The organism is Mycobacterium intermedium (genome assembly GCF_002086275.1).
GTDB lineage: Bacteria > Actinomycetota > Actinomycetes > Mycobacteriales > Mycobacteriaceae > Mycobacterium > Mycobacterium intermedium.
The window spans coordinates 13,761-32,404 of the sequence record NZ_MVHT01000026.1 but is presented as its reverse complement, the minus strand read 5'-3'; the positions used below and the strand labels follow the sequence as shown (position 1 = coordinate 32,404).

The 18,644-nt window shown below is 66.3% G+C and carries 13 protein-coding genes; 7 read left to right on the top strand and 6 right to left on the bottom strand.

What is annotated here, in order from left to right; genetic code table 11:
- Positions 1 to 24: 24 nt before the first annotated feature.
- The 4 genes from BST27_RS11685 to nbtC all read left to right on the top strand — a co-directional run bounded on the left by BST27_RS11685 (position 25) and on the right by nbtC (position 5,909).
- Positions 25 to 585 (top strand): GNAT family N-acetyltransferase, encoded by a 561-nt coding sequence (locus BST27_RS11685; RefSeq protein WP_232007347.1) that lies wholly within the window; start codon positions 25 to 27, stop codon positions 583 to 585.
- Positions 586 to 730: 145 nt separating this feature from the next.
- The gene (locus BST27_RS11680) at positions 731 to 1,489 is read left to right on the top strand and encodes a thioesterase II family protein (protein WP_069420555.1); all 759 of its coding nucleotides are present in this window, start codon (positions 731 to 733) and stop codon (positions 1,487 to 1,489) included.
- The gene (locus tag BST27_RS11675) at positions 1,486 to 2,787 is read left to right on the top strand and encodes a beta-ketoacyl [acyl carrier protein] synthase domain-containing protein (RefSeq protein WP_264000821.1); all 1,302 of its coding nucleotides are present in this window, start codon (positions 1,486 to 1,488) and stop codon (positions 2,785 to 2,787) included. Before BST27_RS11680 ends, BST27_RS11675 begins: the two co-directional genes overlap by 4 nt.
- 89 nt (positions 2,788 to 2,876) lie before the next feature.
- Complete coding sequence (nbtC, locus tag BST27_RS11670; RefSeq protein WP_069420583.1) at positions 2,877 to 5,909, top strand: nocobactin polyketide synthase NbtC; 3,033 nt, start codon at positions 2,877 to 2,879, stop codon at positions 5,907 to 5,909.
- Here nbtC and BST27_RS11665 read toward each other — a convergent pair.
- Genes BST27_RS11665 through scoE form a run of 5 tightly spaced genes read right to left on the bottom strand, consistent with a single transcriptional unit; the run spans position 5,897 to position 13,435 of the window.
- Positions 5,897 to 10,096 carry an AMP-binding protein gene (locus tag BST27_RS11665; protein WP_069420554.1) on the bottom strand — a complete coding sequence of 1,400 codons (4,200 nt, stop codon included), beginning with the start codon at positions 10,094 to 10,096 and terminating at the stop codon, positions 5,897 to 5,899. The genes nbtC and BST27_RS11665 overlap by 13 nt on opposite strands.
- Positions 10,083 to 10,316 carry an acyl carrier protein gene (locus BST27_RS11660; protein ID WP_139805114.1) on the bottom strand — a complete coding sequence of 78 codons (234 nt, stop codon included), beginning with the start codon at positions 10,314 to 10,316 and terminating at the stop codon, positions 10,083 to 10,085. Before BST27_RS11660 ends, BST27_RS11665 begins: the two co-directional genes overlap by 14 nt.
- A gap of 4 nt (positions 10,317 to 10,320) precedes the next feature.
- A complete protein-coding gene (gene fadD10 / locus BST27_RS11655) occupies positions 10,321 to 11,958 on the bottom strand; it encodes a fatty acid--CoA ligase FadD10 (protein WP_069420552.1) in 1,638 nt (545 codons plus the stop codon).
- Positions 11,959 to 12,008: 50 nt separating this feature from the next.
- Entirely contained in the window at positions 12,009 to 12,569 is a 561-nt protein-coding gene (locus BST27_RS11650; protein ID WP_069420551.1) for an FcoT family thioesterase, read from the bottom strand.
- Positions 12,566 to 13,435 (bottom strand): (3R)-3-[(carboxymethyl)amino]fatty acid oxygenase/decarboxylase, encoded by an 870-nt coding sequence (gene scoE, locus BST27_RS11645; protein ID WP_069420550.1) that lies wholly within the window; start codon positions 13,433 to 13,435, stop codon positions 12,566 to 12,568. The genes BST27_RS11650 and scoE overlap by 4 nt, the downstream gene beginning before the upstream one ends.
- 212 nt (positions 13,436 to 13,647) lie before the next feature.
- Here scoE and BST27_RS11640 point away from each other — a divergent pair, with 212 nt between their 5' ends.
- Positions 13,648 to 14,475: a class I SAM-dependent methyltransferase gene (locus BST27_RS11640; protein ID WP_069420549.1), complete on the top strand. Its 828-nt coding sequence runs from the start codon at positions 13,648 to 13,650 to the stop codon at positions 14,473 to 14,475.
- On the opposite strand, the gene mbtG is transcribed toward BST27_RS11640, so the two are convergent.
- Positions 14,463 to 15,752, bottom strand: a complete 1,290-nt coding sequence (gene mbtG / locus BST27_RS11635) for an NADPH-dependent L-lysine N(6)-monooxygenase MbtG (protein ID WP_069420548.1) — start codon at positions 15,750 to 15,752, stop codon at positions 14,463 to 14,465. The genes BST27_RS11640 and mbtG overlap by 13 nt on opposite strands.
- A 132-nt stretch (positions 15,753 to 15,884) precedes the next feature.
- On the opposite strand from mbtG, the gene BST27_RS11630 reads away from it, so the two are divergent.
- Positions 15,885 to 17,507, top strand: a complete 1,623-nt coding sequence (locus BST27_RS11630; RefSeq protein ID WP_069420547.1) for a (2,3-dihydroxybenzoyl)adenylate synthase — start codon at positions 15,885 to 15,887, stop codon at positions 17,505 to 17,507.
- Between the two features lie 166 nt (positions 17,508 to 17,673).
- Positions 17,674 to 18,537 carry an SDR family NAD(P)-dependent oxidoreductase gene (locus BST27_RS11625; RefSeq protein WP_069420546.1) on the top strand — a complete coding sequence of 288 codons (864 nt, stop codon included), beginning with the start codon at positions 17,674 to 17,676 and terminating at the stop codon, positions 18,535 to 18,537.
- Positions 18,538 to 18,644: the final 107 nt, after the last annotated feature.

The window sequence follows — 18,644 nt, the reverse complement described above, 5'->3', positions numbered from 1 at the left end:
CAGTGCGGGAGGCCGGGCTTGGACGTGCTGGACCTAGGGCACCGCCAGGCGACGTTGCACCACGACACCTTCGGCGGGACGTTCTCGCTGCGCCGGATGGACCTGAGCCGCGACCTCGACCAGTTGCACTCCTGGATGAACGACCCCGAGGTGGCGCGGTTCTGGAAGAAGGCGTGGCCGCGCGCTCAAGTGGCGTCCTACCTGCGGCTACAGAACGACTTGGCGCACTCCGTTCCCCACCTGGGCGAGCTGGACGGCGTCGCGATGAGCTACTGGGAGCTCTACCGCGCCGACCTCGACCCGCTGGCCGAGTTCTACGCCGCCCGCGGGCACGACGCCGGCATCCACGTGTTGCTCGGCCCGGCCGAATACCGCGGGCGTGGGTTGGCCTCGAGCCTGCTGCGGATCGTGTCCGACTGGCAATTAGAAGCCGATCCACTTGCCGAGCGGGTGGTCGCCGAGCCCGACGTGAGTAACGCGCGGTCAATACGGGCGTTCGAGCGCGCTGGGTTCCGGCGGACGACCGAACTCGACCTGCCGGACAAACGGGCGGTCCTCATGGTCCGCGATCGGGCGGGGCGCTAGTTCTCGATGGCCCAAACGGTGAGGTCAACGAGTCGGCGGCCATCCCACCGCCAAGCCGGATTATGTTAGCCTTCGCTAAGTTGAGGGGGACCCGGCGGGCCGGAGAGCGGAGCGGGCCTGGAAAGTGAGCGAAAGGTAGTACCGCATGCCGCGCACATTGGGGTGGATCAGGCAGTTCCACCAACCGGTCTCGCCCGACAACGTTCCCTTGCTTGTCTTCCCGCATGCCGGATCCGGCGCCAGCGCCTACCGTGACTTCTCCAAGATCCTGAGTTCGCAGTTCAAGGTCCTCATCTTCCAATACCCGGGCCGCCAGGACCGGGCCGCCGAAGCCGCGCTGGGGTCGCTGCCCGAGATCGCGGCGGGGGCGTTCGGCGAATTCGCGGCATCGGATCACAATCGCGGCGTCCCGATCGTCACCTTCGGTCACAGCATGGGAGCGCTGGTCGCGTTCGAGTTCGTCCGGATCGCCGAGGCCACCGGCGTAGCGGTCCGCCACCTCCACGCCTCCGCCGCCGTCGCCCCCAGCAACGTGGCGAACAAGCCGGCGCATCCCAAGAACGACGAAGAGATCCTCAACCACCTCGCCGCGCTCGAGGGCACGGACGGCGACGTGATGGCGAACCGCGACCTCATGCGACTCGCGCTGCCGGTCATCAAGGCGGACTACAACGCCTTTGACGCCTACAGCTGCGCCGAGGACATCAAGATCGCGGCCCCCATTCACGCCATGGGCGGCGATCAGGATCCCTACATCACATTGGGCGACCTGTACGGGTGGGGCAAACACACCGACACCGTCAAGGTCACCATGTTCGATGGCGGGCACTTCTACCTCAAGACGCACGCCGACGCCGTCGCCGAATTGCTGGCGGCCGACGCTCACTACGGGCAAACGGCGTGAGCCACAACGACACTGCCGACCCGGTCGTCATTTCCGGAATGGCGGTCGAAGCACCCGGAGGCATCACGACTCCCGCCGCGCTCTGGTCGGCGCTGACCGAGTCAAGGGAGCTGCTGCGTCCCTTTCCCCGCGACCGCGGCTGGCCCGTCGACGACCTGCTGTCGCCGCGCGACGGTTGGGTCCGGGTCTGCGATTCGGGCGGGTTCCTCGACAACGCAGGCGATTTCGATCCGGGGCTGTTCGGCCTCACCCCGCTGGAAGCAACCGCGATGCATCCCCAGCAACGGGTGGCGATGCGCACGGCGTGGAAGGCGCTGGAAAACGCCGGAATCAACCCCTCCGGCGTAGCAGATGAAGAGGCCGGGGTGTTTGTCGGCATGTCGATGACCGAGTACGCCGTACCCACCTGCCTACCTGACGAGTACACCGGATTCCGGACGGTCGGCATTGGACAACTCGGCGGCGCCGGCCGAATCTCACACAGTTTGGGATTGACCGGTCCCTCAATATCTCTCGACACGGCCTGCGCGTCCTCACTGACCGCGTTGCAGCTGGCCACCACGTCGGTGCGGGAGGGTGAATGCGAGTGGGCGCTCGCCGGCGGTGTGTGCGTGTTGGGGGCGCCGACCGCCTTCTACGAGTTCGCCCGACTCAACGCCCTGTCCAATGACGGGCATTGCCGGGTCTACGCCGACGACGCCAGCGGCACGGTGTGGGGCGAAGGCGCGGGCATGGTGGTGGTCGAGCACGAGTCACGCGCCCGCCGACTGGGACACCGGATCTACGGACGGATCCTGGCCATCCGCAACAACCACAACGGCAAGGGCAAGCCGATCCTCGTCCCGCGGGTGGGCGCGCAGCAGCAGCTGATGACCAAGACAATCGACGCGGCGGGCATCGATCCGGTCGATATCGGAATGATCGAGGGGCACGGCACCGGGACCCTGGCGGGTGATCCGGTGGAACTGATCGCGTTGTTCAAGAGCTACGGCGCCGCGGGATGCGAAGCGCTGGTCGGCTCGATCAAGTCGAACGCCGGACACGCGCAGGCGGCCTCGGGAATGCTGGGACTGGTCAAGCTGCTGCTCGCCGGTCAGCACGGCCACATTCCGCCAACCCTGTTCTCGGACAACCCAACCAAGACGGTGGACTGGGACTCGGTAGGCCTGCGCCTGGCCACCAAGGTGCACCCGTGGGAGCCCAAAGACGGTGTCCGTTACGGGGCGGTGTCCTCCTTCGGGGCTGGGGGCGCCAATGCACACGCCATCATCGCCATGCCCGACGGTGGGCGGGAGTGAGTCCGTAGCAGATGACAAATGGGATTCCGCTTACCTACCGGCTGCCCAATGGCGCCATTCCCGTGCTGCTGTCGGCGGATAACCCGCGGCTGCTGAGCCGCGAGGCCGGCGCGCTGCTGGCGTACGCGACGGATCACCCGGAGGCGACGCCGCAAGCAATCGCCGACATGCTTTTTCGCACCCGGCTCGCCCGAGGACACCGCGCCCTGGCCATCGTGACCGACCGTGCCGAGCTACTCACCGCCTTGCGGGCCGTTGCCGATGCCCGCGAACATCTTTCGGTAATCCGCGCCGACGCCACCACCCGGCGGCTTGCATCTGTGTTTCCCGGGCAGGGTGGCCAACGGCCCGGGATGGGCAAGCTGTTCTACGAAGCGAGCCCGGCATTCCGGGACGAGGCGGATCGGTGCGCCGCGGCATTCGCGGCCGAGTTTGATGAGTCCCCGTTGAATTACCTTCTCGACGACGACTTCCCGGCACAGGACGACGCCGCCACGGTCCAGCCCGCGTTGTTCACCCAAATGGCTGCCCTGGCGGCGATGTGGCGGTCGTTCGGAATCGAGCCGCGCGCGGTGATCGGGCACAGCCAGGGTGAGATCGCGGCGGCCTATGTGGCCGGCCTGGTTTCGCTGCCCGATGCGGTCAGCATTGTCGGAATTCGCGCTCGCGCCGCCGACGAGTTCGCCGCCGACGACTACGCCATGGCGGTGATCGCCGCCGACCGTGACACCTGCGAGGACCTGCTGGCCCGCAGTTCGGGATGGGCACAGCTGTCGGTGATCAATTCACCTAACATGATCGGGATTTCGGGCGATCGCGAGTCCGTGCAAGGCATCGTGGATGCGCTCGCCGAGCGAGGCAGCTTCGCCAGGGTCATCCGGGTGCAGTATCCCGCGCACACCGGCTTGATCAACGAGTTCGGTGACAAGGTACGCGCGTCGGCTCAGCGCAAGCTGCAGAACACACGATTCCTCGACACCGAAATCGAATGTCTGGGTGCCACCCTCGGCGGCCCCGTCACCGCGGAGATCCCGACCGACCAGTACTGGTTCTGGAACCTGCGCAACACCGTTCGATTCGACAAGGCGATTTCCGCTGCGGCGCAACGGGGTATCGACACATTTTTGGAACTGGCCGAGCATCCCACCCTGCAACTGGCGATTCAGGAGAATCTTGCCGCCTCGGCCGACGGGGCCGATACGCGCGGGGGCCTGGTGGTCGGTACGTCCCAGCGAACCGCGACGAATCTCGACGAGTTCACCCGCAATCTTGCGCACCTCGCCGTGCATGACTTGAACTACCGGTGGGAGTGTCTGGGCACCGAATACGGCGGCGGCAACGGCCCGATACCGTTGCCGTTGGTCGATTTTCCCAACACCCAGATGAATGAGTCGTACCTGTGGATGCCATACGATCTCAACTGGCGTTCTCCGGCGGCCGGCGCGGCGGTACATGGTGGCCGGAAAGACGAACCCGCCGACGGGTCGAAGCGTGAGGTCAGCCCGCGCCTGTTTGTCGAGGAGTGGGTCCGGCTGTCGCGGCGCTCGCTCGTCCCGCCGCGCGCCATCGGCATCGTTGACTACACGGGAAGATGCGCCACGCTGGCCGACAATATCTGCGCTGCGGCCGCGGAGGTCGGGGCCTCGGCACGGGTTCTCGACGGCGAAAGCGGCGGCGCTGGAGCCGATCTCAACACACTGGTCATCTTGGTGCCGCCGCCGTCGCACCTGGAGGTCGACGCCGCCGCGAACGAAGTCGCGGCATTCTTTGGAAACCGTGCGTGGTGGCCCGCGCTTCCCGAGTCGGTTACCGACTGCTGGTTGGTGACCGTTGGCGGCGAAGCGGTGGTCGCCGAGGACCCACCGCCAGATCTGGTGCACGCCGCGGCCGCGGCCGGATTCCGCAGCGTCGGCGCTGAGTATCCGGGCGTGGGATTTCGTCACCTCGATCTTCCTGCCGCAGCGCCGGACTCAGCCTCGCCGCAGGCGATCCTGTCGGCGGTGCACACCGGCGAGGAGCCGGAATTGGCATTCCGCGACGGCGGTCTGTACGCGAAGCGCATTGTCGACGGTCAGGGTGCACTAAACGATGCTGTCCCCGACTCAAGCCCCGACTCGAGCCACGAACACGTCCTCATCATCGGCGGGACCGGAAACCTCGGGCTGGAATTCTGCGATCACTTCGCACGCCGGGGTGCCCGGCGCATCACGCTGGTGAGCAGGTCGGGCGAGACCGCGGCCGTGACGGAGCGGCTGCGCCAGACCCGTTCGGCGACGTCCGCCCACATCCAGGTGGCCAGCTGTGACGTGGGCGATGATGCCGCCGTCGCGCGGCTGGCGGCGGAACACCAAGATTGCCCGGCGGACCTGATAATCCATGCGGCCGTGAACTATTCGGCCGTCGAGTTTCACGACATCACCCCCGATGCGGTCAACCAGGCGTTGCGCGCCAAGGTCGTCGGCATCTGGCGGGTGCTGAACGCGTTCCCCCGCACCCCGAACTGCCGTGTCGTTTTGTGCTCGTCGGCCCGGGCGACGATCGGGGGCCGGGGTCAGGTTGTCTACGCGGCGGCCAACCGCATGCTCGACGCCATGGCGCACCAGTTGCGCGCCGCGGGCCTGGATTGTGCCGCGGTGCAGTGGGGCCAGTGGACGGTGCATTTCGATCTCGATGCCGCCAATACCGCGGCGCTCGAGGCCATCGGCGTCATCCCCATGACCCCCGCCGCAGCCCTGGCGGTGGGCATGCGCCCGCTGCGCAGCAACGCCATCGTGTTGGCTTTCAACTTCGCGCGGGCCCGGCCGATCCTCGAAGCATTCGGCTACGGCCCGTTGATCTCTCGGCTTGACTTCGATGACGTCGACGAGCCGGCCACCGGGTCCGACGACAAGGATGTGCCGGGGCGGTTGCTGGACCTGTTGGCACGAGCCCTCGGCACCGATCGGGCCGAGACGATCGACACCACCGCGCCGATGGTAGCGCTCGGTCTGGATTCATTGCAGGCGTTGGAGTTACGCCGTCGGGTCAAGATCGAGTTCGATCACGACCTGGAGGTCGCTGACCTCCTCGGCGGTGCCTCCCTCGCCGACGTGTTGGCCAAACTGGGCGGTCAGACGGTCTGAAACAGTTGCGCTAGCAGGGCGGCAATCGGTGGTGTCGGCGTGGCGAGTTCCGTGACGGTTGCGACCCCGAGCGGGAGGGTGGGGTAGTCCGCGAGATATTCGGTGTAGGAGCGGGCGCCCATCCGCATGCCCAAGCTCACCCAGCCATCCACCACCGACCATCTGCGCGGGTTCGACTTGGCCCAGTCGCTGTCGTCGAGCCGCCGCTTCCATTGCGTCACATCGAGTTCGTCGGGCCCGAACTTGCTGAGCAGACCGGCGTAATCCACCGCCTCACCCCGGGCCACGGTGATCCCGCGTCCCAACTCGCTCGCGCCTGACACTTCCGGCACCAGACCGAGGATCGCGGCCGCGACGGCACGGCCGGTGGTGACCTCTTCGGTCAACGTCAACGCCGGGTATGCCCCCAGCGCCGTACAAGCGTCGGCGACCGAGACCAGGATGTCCGCGGAGTCACACAGCTGATAGTCCTCGCCGAGCACGCGGGGCAACCGGACGATGGTGAAGTCCAGCGCCTCCGCCGCACCGGCGACCACCAGTTCCGCCAGCGACTTGGAGGCGGCGTAGGGATAGGGAGCGTTGCGCGGATCGGTGACCTGTGGCGCGGTGACATCGGCACCAACGACGAAGGTGGACAGATGCACCAGCCGGACACCGCGGTTGGCACACACGTCGACGAGGGCGGAGACCAGTTCCACGTTGGCCGGGCGAAGGTCGCGATACGGAACCAGCACGTTGGTGTTGCCGATGCAGTTGATGACCGTCCCGGCGTTGCAGTCGCTTAGCAGAGTGTCGACGTCCGCGGCGCCGAAGTCGACGGGGAGCCGTTGCACCCGCACCCCGTCGACGTCGCGGAGCGCCGCCCACGGGTCGCGCTCGGAGGGTGCTGACCTCGCGGCCAAAACCACGTCGGGACAACGCACTCCGGACCGTTTCAGGTCCAGGATGGCGCCGGCGAACCCGGTGCCGAGGATTCCGGAGGCGCCCAGCACGAGGACCGCCCCCGCCGATCCGCGGCCGGGTTCGACGCGCGCGGCGGGTGCCCGCACCCCGTCGAGGTCGCGGGCGATTTGGGTTGCGGTATCACTGTCCATCCACGCGTCCGCCGTTGTGGCAGCGGCCATGTCGGCGACCAGATTGGCGGCGGTGTCGGCACTGATCAGATCGAGGATCGAAACTGGTTGCCCGAGAATCCTCCTGGTGTCGGGAAGGATTCTGATCAGGTCCAGCGAACCGATGCCCGCACCGAGCAGCGATGAGCCCGGTTGGATGACGGTCCCGAGATGCCGGCTCCAGAGCTGTGCGAGACCGACCGCCTTCTCATCAGTTTCGGAATCTGCACGAACCGCGTCGGCAAGCTGAGGCATCGTCCGCAGTTGGTCGCTGTCGACTTTTCCGTTGGGCTTGCGCGGGATGTTCGGCACACCCACCACGAAGAACGAGGACACCCCCGAGCTCAGCAGAATCTGTCGAATCCGTGCGGCTGTCTCGGCATCCTCGGTGGCTTCGCGGGTTCGCGCGGTTTCGAACCACACCCCCAGCCTGGCGTTGTGCAGCTCGACGGCGACATCGGATACCGCGGGGGCCGCGGAAATGCGCTTGGCGATCTCCGCGATGTCGACCCGCTTGCCGGAGACCTTGACCACGTCATCCTTGCGGCCGGCGAAGAGCGGGAACCCGTCGTCGTCGAGGATCACGCGGTCGGCGGTGGCGAACGCACGGAGGCGCGAACCGTCGCTGGTGGTCACGGTGCCGAAGTTGCTGTCGTCGATGCCCAGGTAGCCCTCGGAGACCAAGTCACCGACGATCACGACTTCACCGAATGCCAGGAACACCGTGTCGGGCACGATCGGGCGCCCCAACCGCAACCGGGCGGCGGGGGTCACGGTCACGCCGTCACCGGTGATCGGCAGATACGTGACCACCACGGTGGTCTCGGTGGGACCGTAGCTTGACATCAGCGAGACTCCTGGTGCCGCAGCGGAATCCAGCCATTTGTCGACGGCCGCGGAGCGGATGGCTTCACCGCCGATGACGATCTGGCGCAGCCGCGACTGCCCGATCGCGTCCATTGCGTTGTGGTCCTCGCACAACAGGTGCCAGACGGCGGTCGGCAGGTCGACGACGGTGGCGTCCGCATCGACCAAATCCCTTGCCAGCCAGTCGAAGTCGCCCGCTTTCATCGCGGTGGTTCGGACCAGTTCCGCGCCGCAGAACGCGGCACCGAAGATCTCCTCGACGCTGATGTCCGAGGTCAGCGGCGCGCACTGCAGAACGGTGTCGTGCGGTCCCCATCCGTAGGCTTCGGTGACCGCGGCGCAGAACAGCGCGAGCGAGCCGTGCGGGACTCGTACCAGCTTGGGCTGCCCCGTCGAGCCCGACGTCGGCATGACGTAGGCAGTCTTCGCGCCGAGCGAGGGGTCCTGTGCCACTTGCCGAATGCGCTCGTTGGCCAGCGCGCTCAAGTCGTCATCCAGGGCTTCCGGCAGCCGGACGGCGGCGACGTCGACCACCCGCGCCGTCACATCCCCGACGTGCTCGGCAATGGCGTTAGCGCGCAACGGAAGCTGGTCGCTGGTGTCGCAGATGCTGTATCCGCAGCCGGCGAGGTGGCACGCGATCAGGCAGTCGACGGTCTTGTCGGTGTTGTCGTCGGTGAGCACGATGACGTCACCGGGCGTGCTCCCGTTCTGCACCAACCAGGCAACCCACCGGTGGATGGCGGGGCGCCGCGTCAGCATCTGGTCGACGCGCGACGCGGCGTCGACGAACCAGGCCGGCGCGGGCGGCGTGGCCGTCTCAAACGCATCGGTCCGGTCGACGGCCCCGTCGGAGCCGACCCGGATCCAGTCGTTGACCGCCATGGCAATTGGCTGGTCCCACAGCCTGACGATCGCCTCGAGGGCCGCGGCGATCCGGTCGGCGACTCGCGGCGCGGTCGTCGGCTCGGGCAGGTCGGCCCGGTCCCAGATGGCCAGGTTCAGGGCGCGCTGCTCTTCGTCCAGCACGGTCGCCACGGTCATGCCCTCGACCGGGCCGATGTCCGTCGCCAGCGGTGCTTCGATCAGGAACGGGCGCAGGGCCGGCGCGCATGTCTCGCGGATGAAGTTGAGCGTCAACGCCTCGACGTGCGCGGTCCGGTTGATCGCCAGATACATGCGGCGGTAGTGCTCTTCGCGCAGCCACCGGCGCCGCACGGCCTTGACGTAGCCGCGATCAACCGTACGGACGACGTCGCGCACCGAGGCGAAGGGCGCGAACCTGACCGGGTGCGCAACCGAATTGACCAGGCAGGTAGCCACATTCAGCGCGGGGTCGGCGAATCTGTTGTCCACCGCGTGCACGAGCAGGGTTTCGGTGCTCTGCCGCATGCTTGCGTCCACCGCCAACGCCGCCGTGGCCACCAGCACATTGAGCGGGACCTGCTCGGACTCCGACAGGCGGAGGATGGCGTCGAAGGCGTCGCCGGAAACGGTCACGGTTTCCCGAAGGACCCCCTTGGCCGCGGCACCCGAAGCGCCGGACGCGCCTTGCCCGGGTGCGCCGAGGCGCGCGTCTTCGGTGAGCTCACGCTGCACGGCGTCGGCGACCCGGCCCAGCGACTCTTCGACCTTCGCCCGCTCCCTGCGGTGAGCTTCCGCCAGCTTCACCAAACCTGCTGTCGGAGTGAGCGATTGGTAGGTTTCGCCAGCGGCGAGGTGATAGGCGAGGTGACGGGCGAGATCGGCTTCGATGATCCCGGTGGCGCCCCCGTCGACGACGATGTGGTGCGCGTGCACATCGAGGCCGGACACGTCGCCGCGCTCGTCGGTCCAAACGGTGTACCGCACCAACGCCGTATCGAGGATGCCGGACGCCCAGGTGCGCTGCAGCTCGAAATCGCCGTCTGCCGCGTGGACCTGATCGCCGGCCCGTACCCGGACGATGTCGCCGAACTGTAGGCGGGCAACCAGATCCGGATAGTCTTCTCCGCTCGTCGGCGCCTCGAGAACGCATAGCTGCACCGGATTTTCACAGACCGTGGCTTCCAGGGCCGCCAGGAATCCGGGCAGCGGCAGCGGGTGGAAGCGATACTTCTTGCCGATCAGGTACAGCGACGGATCGCCGTCCTGCAGCACCCCGTTGTACAGGTTCTGCTGCGACCTGCTCAGCGGGATCCGGTCCGCCCAGGCCTCAGCCGTGCTCATGCACCGCCTCCAGCTCTTGGACCCATCCCGCGATCGACAGGTTCTCTGCCAGTCGGGACGGTACTTCGGACTCTCGGTTGACGCCCAGCTTCTTCATCAGCAGAACGAATCGAACCGAGTCCAGCCCGAGGTCGCGAAGATCGGTTGCGTCGCCATCGGTGAGATCGGCCTCGTCGATGTACAGGACATCGCAGACGGCGGCGAGAACTTTCGCCCTGATCGTCTCAGCCATGCGCCGCCACCTCGGCCACCTCGGCCACCTCGGCGGCTTTGCCGCGGCAGACGGACGCGGCCAACGAAGCGCGCATGACCTTGCCGGACTGTGTGCGCGGGATTTCGGCGACGATCGCGATGGTTGACGGCCGCGCAATCGACTCCGATTGTTGCCGGAAGCGCGCCGCGATCACTTGCTTGAGCTTACGGGCCGCCGACTCGTCCAGATCCTGAGCCGACGCGGTAGGGACCACTGCAAGGCCGACCAGAGCCCCGAACTCCGGGTCCGGAATCTCGTAGCAGGCGGCTTCGCGCACCCCCGTGGCGCCTTCGGCGATCCGATCGACCTCGTCGGGCGCGATGTTCACCCCACCGGAGATGAACATCTCCGCTGACCTGCCCTTGATGTAGAAGAACCCGTCCTCGCGCCGCTCCAGCAGGTCGCCGGTGTTGACCCAGCCGTCGACCAGGACCTCTCGGGTGCGCTCGGGACTGTTCCAATACCCCAGCATGTTCGCCGGCGACTTGATCCAGAGCGTGCCGAAGGCGGCGGACGGCGCGGCGTTCGGCGCGGTGGGTCCCGAGTTTTCCGGCGCGTCCGGACTGGCCAGATACACCTCGACGCCCGGGTAGGGTCGGCCCACCGCACCGGCCTCGATCTTGGCGATGGATCCTCGGCCGGTGGGCAAGCACAGGGCGGTGCAGCCGGTTTCGCTCAGCCCGTAGACCTGTGCGGTCCGAACACCCGTGGCTTCGATGTACGCCACGTCGGACGCGACCGCGCGCGAACCCCCGTATCCCACCAGTCGCAGCGACGGAACCTGGCCCGCACCGGACTTCAGCTCGGAGACCAGTTTCGAAAGAAGCGTCGGAACCACGCAGGTGGTCGCCACCTCGTTGCTGTTGAGGATCGCCAGCAGGGATGTGGTGGTCTCACCGCCGGTGATGCACACCCCTCCGTGCATCAAACAGGTGAGTATCCACCACAGCCCGCCGATATGGGTCGCCGGCAGCGGCGAGTAGGTGGTTTCCCCGTCAACCCAGGTGATCCAGTCAAGGCCCGCGTCGCGCAGGATGTCCGGGACGGCCAGGAAGGTGCGGTTGGCCAAGAGTACGGCCTTCGGCTCGCCCGTGGTTCCGCTGGTGAAGATCATCGCCAACGGGTCGTCGGCCCCGAAAGGCGCGCCAGCGGGGAGATCGACGACATCCATGGCCGCGGCGCGGTCCCTCGCCTCGACGTTCACGTCGACGGTGAGAGCCGGGACCGAGCGCAGGGTTTCGGGCAGCGCCGACGCGTCGGTTCGGCTGCCGGGCGCGATGAGAACCGCGCTCGGCGTGGCGAGTTGAGCGAAGCGGTCGATGGTGGCCGGCGGCAGATTGGCGTCGGCCATCACCGCGATCGCCCCGATCTTGGCGCAGGCAAGCACCGACAGGTATGTCTCGGGTCCATTGTCCGAGAGGACGAGTATCCGAGATCCCGGTGAAACCGATTGCGCCCGAAGGGTTGCGGCAAGCGCGTTGACTTCGGTGACGAGTTCGGCGTAGCGCAGCGCGCTTCGTCCGTCGCAGCGGCGCAAGGCAATCGCCTGCGGCCGCTGCCGCGCCTGATCAAAGATCCGTTCCAAGACGGTAGCCGGCAAGTGAGACATAGCTGTCGGGTGCTTTCTAGATGCGTTACGGGGATGCGTTACGGGACTGGTTACGGGATGTTGAGGACCGCCAGTTCGACCTCGCCGGAGGCCGACCCGCCGTACTCGTCCCAGAACTCGATGCCGCACTGGATCTGTAGGTAGCGCAGCCTGCGCTCGATCACTTCGAAGTTGTGGCACAGCATGCGTGCGGAGAACCTCTGAGCGTGAATCATCTGCTTGAAGCGCGAGGCGGTGTTCTTGATCAACATGCTCGGCAGTTGGAAGTCGAAGTAGTCCGAAATCGACCAGCCGCGCAACTCCGGGATCTCCTCGTTGAGGACCGCCGGCGCGAACGCGCTGTAGGCGAGTTGGTTGAAGCACATGATGAGTTCCACCGCGTTGAAATGCCCGGTGGCGCGTATGTAGGCGGGCTCATTGATGCTGAAATTGCCGTAGGCGAGGACCGAGTCGGGCGTCGCTTTGTAATTGGCGTCAATGAGATAGCGGCAGCCCTTGTAGGCGTAAGGCTCGAGAACCTTGACGAGCAAGTGCTCCTCGATCGGGGCGGTTTCGCTGATGTCAGCGAATTTCTCCTGTGCCTGTAGAGGTGACAAAGTGATGCTACTCATGCTGCATATCCTGGTGTAGCGAGGCCGTCCAACATTGTCAGACGGTGGGTGGTTAAATGGCCTGCGGCGGTGCCGTGCTTTGCGCGGTGCATTAAAGCGCGGTTGTCCCACAGAATGATGTCGCCAACCTCGTAGTGTTGGGTGTGAATAAATGGCGATTTGTACTCGGTGTCGAGTTGGCCCGTCGCCGCCAAGAGTTCTTGCAAGATCGCCGGGTCGAGTACGTTTCCGTCCCTGTCCTCGATCTTGGTGGTGCCGGTCGCGCAAATGTAGAGAATCTCTTGCGCGGTGTACGGGTGCTTGATCACCGTGGGCCACTTGATCGGGGGCGTGGTCTTGTTGATCTCGTTCCAGATCTCGCCGATGGGCCGGTACACGTCACTCGGGCGAATCTTGATGTGGCGCCGCGGATCGTGGGTGCTGAACGTACCGCGGACCGGGTCTTGCTCAGCGGCCGGCAGCGACTCCCAGACCTGGGTGAGGTCGATGAAGTACGTTCCACGGTCCGTCCCGGGCACCGTCAACGGCAGCACCATGGAGAATGCGAACGGTTCCGGCATGAACATGTAGTCGATGTGCCAGAACGCTCCCGTCTTCGGAACTCCCTGGCCCTGTTCCGTGGAGGAAACGAAGATCTCCGGGTGGTTCTTGTGGTGGTAGACGGGCTCGTAGTACGGAACAATTTCGCCCACTATCCGACCGAGCTGTATGAATTGCTCCGGCGTCGGATGGACGTCCTTGAGCACAACCAACTTGTGGGTGTAAACGATCTCGCGGATCTCCTTGGTGGACAAATGGTCCAGGTTTGCGGGGTCCAATCCGGTGACCTGCGCACCGAGGCCCTCGCCTTTTACATTGAGTGTCATTAACTGTCTTTCCTGCTTGGTCAATTGATGAATGTGTTTAAACGTCGTCGGCATGCATGGCCGTGATGGTCGAACCCCCTGAGTTGAATTTCGGATTTTGTAGCCGTATGCCACCCTGCCCGGCTTTGGATGTTCAGAGGGTGTCAGCGGCGGCTTGCGCGTTTCTTGCGCGATCCTTGGAGGCGCCCAAGCTGCCCGATACTGTCGGAGCTATGCCAGTCGTCGATGGCCGCCATCTCAGCGGGGTATCCGAGACCGCGCTGCTCACGCTGCATCAGCGGGCGACGGAGGCCGCCCGACCCGATGGCGTCATCGACGACCCGATGGCCATCGCGTTACGGGACAGCATCGATTACGACTACCACCACTTCGGTCGTACCCATCAGGCCACGGCCCTGCGGGCGCTGGCGTTCGACAACGCAGCGCGCGAGTTTCTCACCGCGCATCCGCGCGCCACCGTGGTAGCGCTGGCCGAAGGGCTGCAAACCAGCTTCTGGCGTCTGGACAATGGCGAACTCAATTGGCTGTCTGTGGATCTCGAGCCGATAGTGCAGTTGCGCCGACAACTACTGCCGCCGTCGGAAAGGCTGCGGTACTGCGCCCAGTCCGCGCTCGACTACTCGTGGATGGACCAGGTCGACGACACCAACGGCGTGCTGATCACCGCGGAAGGTCTGCTGCAGTATTTCGAGCGGGAGACGGTGTTCGATCTGATCGGGGCGTGCGCCAACCGATTCCCCGGCGGGCAGTTCGTGTTCGACAGCATCCCCTGGCTGCTGAGCGTGTATTCGCGCCGACGCGGGTTTCGACTCAGCGAGTTCTACACGGCACCGCCGATGCCGTTCTGGTTCACCGCAAATCACTACGACCAACTAATGGCCCTTCCGGGCGTCCGTGCGGTACACGAACTTCCGGCCCCACCGGGCCGCGGCAAGATACTGCCGAAGGTCATCGCGTTGACCTACCGGGTTCCCGCTCTCGCCTCGCTGCGGGCGCCCACCAACGTGGTCGATTTCGCGGGCAGTCGTCAAAGCCCCTGAAATGACATGCTTTTCGGCGCTTTTGCGTCTGATGACGCAAGGGCGGTGCCGCCCAGCACCCGGTCGGACAACAAGCCCAGACAGCTCAGGTTGGGGAATCCCGGGCCCACGTTCACCCCGGACAGATTGGGCAGGATCAGCTTCGGCGTGACGCCGGCAACGGACAGGTCGTCGTCGATGGACTCCTCGAACCGCTCGCACGTCAGCGGTCCGCCCAGACCGAGCTCAAGCAGGTCCACGGCGTCCGGTCGTAACAACGGCACAAACCACGTCGGGTCGGCACCGGATCCGTCGATGACGAGGTCGAAGCGGTGCAGGGTCTCCAACGGCTCACCACGGTTCTCGGTGGAAAGCGTGATCCAGATCCGGTTGTCGCGATCGGTCACGCGCGCCACCCGACCACGCAGATGCTTGATCCTCTCGTCGGCCAGGAGTGACTCCTGAACTCGCGCGGAAAAGACCCCGCGGTCGGTGCGGGCGATGCAGTCGCGGCGTTCGGCCAGGTTGAGGTCGCGCCAGCCGGTGGGATCGGAGAACAACGAGTTCTCGAAGAATCCTTCACCGCGGGTGAACAGGGTCGCTTGTGGCGAGATCGCCGTGATCGACGAAACACGGTGGTGGAAAAGCTCATTGAGCATCGACGCGGCCGTCTCGCCGCCGCCGATGACCGCCACATTCTCGGCGACGATCCGGTCGTGCCGCATGGCACGTTCCCAGAATTGCGCGATCGACCACACCCGTGGGTCGCCGGAAAGCATGGACCGTTCCGCCTGGCCCGGGCCGGTGATCATCACCGCATCCGCTGACAGGGTGGACCCGGGCAGGTGCACTGCCCATCGCGAACCGTCGACCGACAGCCCAAGCACTTCGCCGCGAACGACCTCGAGGCCCACCACGTCGGCGACCCAGCGCAGATAGGCGGCCCACGTGTCGTGCGTGGGGGCCGGTCTGCCTCGGTCGATCCAGCCCACGAATTGGTCGGTGGCAACCAGATACGACTGCCAACTGAACCGCATCATCCGCTCGTCGACCTCGTCGTTGCGCCCCGGCGCAAGGGTCGAGCGGTACGGGAAACCGACGTCCTTCTCCGGGCTGGTACCCAGCCGCTGACGACCGTCGGTCCAGCCCCCGCCGGCCTGCCAGTTGGCCGCCACACCGGTGCGTTCGACGGCAACGACGTCGACCACGTCGACGCCCATTTCCCGCAGCACCGCCGCCTTCGCGGCCACGGCCACTGCCTTGGCACCCGCGCCGACGATCGCAAGTGTCCTGGTCATGGCGCTCCCGCCAGCGCGCTGACGAACGATGCGGCGCCCACGACCCACCCCTCCGTCTTAGCTCAGGCTGTCCTAACTTCTGTACGCTACCTTATTGGCCTCGCGGCCAGGACACGCGCCCAAGGAGCCACAGTGCCAGTCACGCCCGGGGTACCCGGATTCGTACCCTTTCCGCCGCAACGTGCGGCGGAGTACCGCGCTGCCGGTTTGTGGGCCGGTCGCACGGTCGACTCGCTGCTGCGCCAAACCGCGGCGACCTGGCCAGACCGGACGGCCGTGGTGGATCCGCTGGGCAGCCATACCTACTCCCAGCTCGACGAACTCGCCGACCGAGCCGCCGCCGGCTTCGCGCGCCTGGGCATCGCACCCGGCGAGCGAGTACTCCTGCAACTGCCGAATTCCTGCCGGTTCGCCATCGCACTGTTCGGCCTGCTCCGCGCCGGGGCGATCCCCGTCATGTGTCTGCCCGGGCATCGGCTGGCCGAGCTGACGCACTTCGCGAAGGTCAGCGACGCCGTGGGGTTGGTCATCGCCGACAAGGCGGGCGGCTTCGACTACCGGTCGATGGCCGAACGGTTGGTCGCCGCGAATCCACGGCTGCGCCACGTCGTCGTCGACGGTGACGCCGGTCCGTTCACCCCGTGGTCCGAACTGCCCGAAGGCGACCCGCCTCAGGTCGTCGTTGACAGCCAGTCCCCCGCATTGCTGCTGGTGTCGGGAGGCACCACCGGCACCCCGAAACTGATCCCCCGCACCCACGACGACTACGTCTACAACGCCACCGCGAGCGCGGAGCTGTGCCGGATGACCGAGGACGATGTCTACCTGGTCTCGCTGCCGGCCGCGCACAACTTCCCGCTGGCGTGCCCCGGGATCCTGGGCGCGATCAGCGCCGGCGCACAGATCGTGTTCAGCGCGGATCCCAGCCCGGAGGCCGCGTTCGCCACCATCGACCGGCATCAGGTCACCGTCACCGCGCTGGTACCGGCCCTGGCCAAACTGTGGGCCCAGGCCTGCGAATGGGAGCCGGTCACGCCAAAGACCTTGCGGCTCTTGCAAGTTGGCGGGTCGAAGTTGGAGCCGGAGGAAGCTCGCCAGGTCCGCAGTGCGCTCACCCCCGGTCTGCAACAGGTGTTCGGCATGGCCGAGGGGCTGCTGAACTTCACCCGCCTCGACGACGCGGCGGAGCTAGTCGAACACACCCAGGGCCGGCCGCTGTCCCCCGCCGACGAACTGCGCATCGTGGACGCGGCGGGCGAACCGGTGGCGTCCGGCGACGAGGGCGAACTGCTGGTTCGCGGACCGTACACGTTCAACGGCTACTTCTGCGCCGAGCGCGACAACGAGCGGTGCTTCGACCCCGACGGCTTCTACCGCAGCGGTGACCTGGTGCGCCAGCGCGACGACGGCTACCTGGTCGTCACCGGTCGGGTCAAAGACGTCATCTGCCGGTGCGGTGAAACCATTTCCGCGGGCGATCTCGAAGAGCAACTGCTGAGCCACCCGGCCATCTGGTCCGCCGCGGCGGTACCCCTGCCCGATCCTCGTCTGGGTGAGAAGATCTGCGCCGCCGTCGTTTTCGCCGGACCTCCGGTGACCCTCGCGGACCTCAACGGCTACCTCGACCGACGCGGTGTCGCCACCCACGCTCGTCCGGACGTGCTGGTCGCGATGCCTAGCCTGCCCACCACCCCGATCGGCAAGGTCGACAAGAAGGCGATCGTCCGCCAACTCAGCGAAGACGCGCGAGCGTAGGTCGCGGGTCCCGGGACGCTTCGACTAGTACGAGACCAGTGCCATTGACTAATGCCGTCGTTTGAGATGGACTGCGCATCCATGAGTGACGGCGTGCCGGAGCCGCGGTGCTGCCGCGGCCGGTCAGCGGGCTGGTGCCGCCGGCCCCGGAAAGGGTGGGTTGAGCATGTTCGGGCCATTCGACAGGCTGCTGGGTAAGTCAGCGGTCACCTCTCGCGGGGCGTATGCGGTGGTGACCGGGGCCGGCAGCGGCATCGGCGCCGCTTTCGCCGTGGAACTGGCCAGACGCGGTGGTGCGGTGGTGTGCAGCGACATCAACGAAATCGCCGCTCAGCAGACAGTCGACGCGGTCAGAAAACTCGGCGGTAAGGCTGTCGCGATCCGTTGCGACGTCTCCCAATTCGACGACGTCACCGCCCTCGCCGCGCAATCCCAGGACTGGTTCGGGGCGCCGCCGACACTCGTGATCAACAACGCCGGCGTCGGCGCCGGTGGCGAGGGCATCGGCGACATGCCGCTGGACGACTGGAAGTGGACCCTGGGGATCAACCTTTGGGGTCCCATTCACGGCTGCCACGTGTTCACTCCGATCCTGCGGGAGGCGGGGCCCTCGCACGCGCAGCGCGGCATCATCAACGTGGCCTCGGCGGCGGCCTTCGGCGCGGCTCCCGGGATGGCCGCCTACAACGTCAGCAAGGCCGGCGTGCTCTCGCTTTCGGAAACGCTGGCCGCCGAGTTGTCCGGCAGCGGAGTCAAGGTCACCGTGCTCTGCCCCACCTTCGTCAAGACCAATATCGTCGAATCCGGCCGTATCACGGAGGAATCGGGCGAACAGGCTGCAAGACTGATGCGCTGGATCGGGTTTTCGGCGGAGCGGGTCGCCCGAATCTGCCTCGACACTCATGACCGCGGCGCGCTGTACTGCATGCCGCAGATCGACGCCAAGATCGCCTGGAACATCAAACGCTTCACGCCGCAGGCATATACGCGCGCGGTTGGCCTGGCTTCGCGGGCCGGCGGCATCCGGTAACCGAACTCGCCAACGGAGCTGTTGACTCTGCGGCCATGGCGACGAAGTTCGAGAAGGCGTCGCCCTGAGCGCAGAGTGAGCGTACGGGATTTCCCCGATGTATGCCG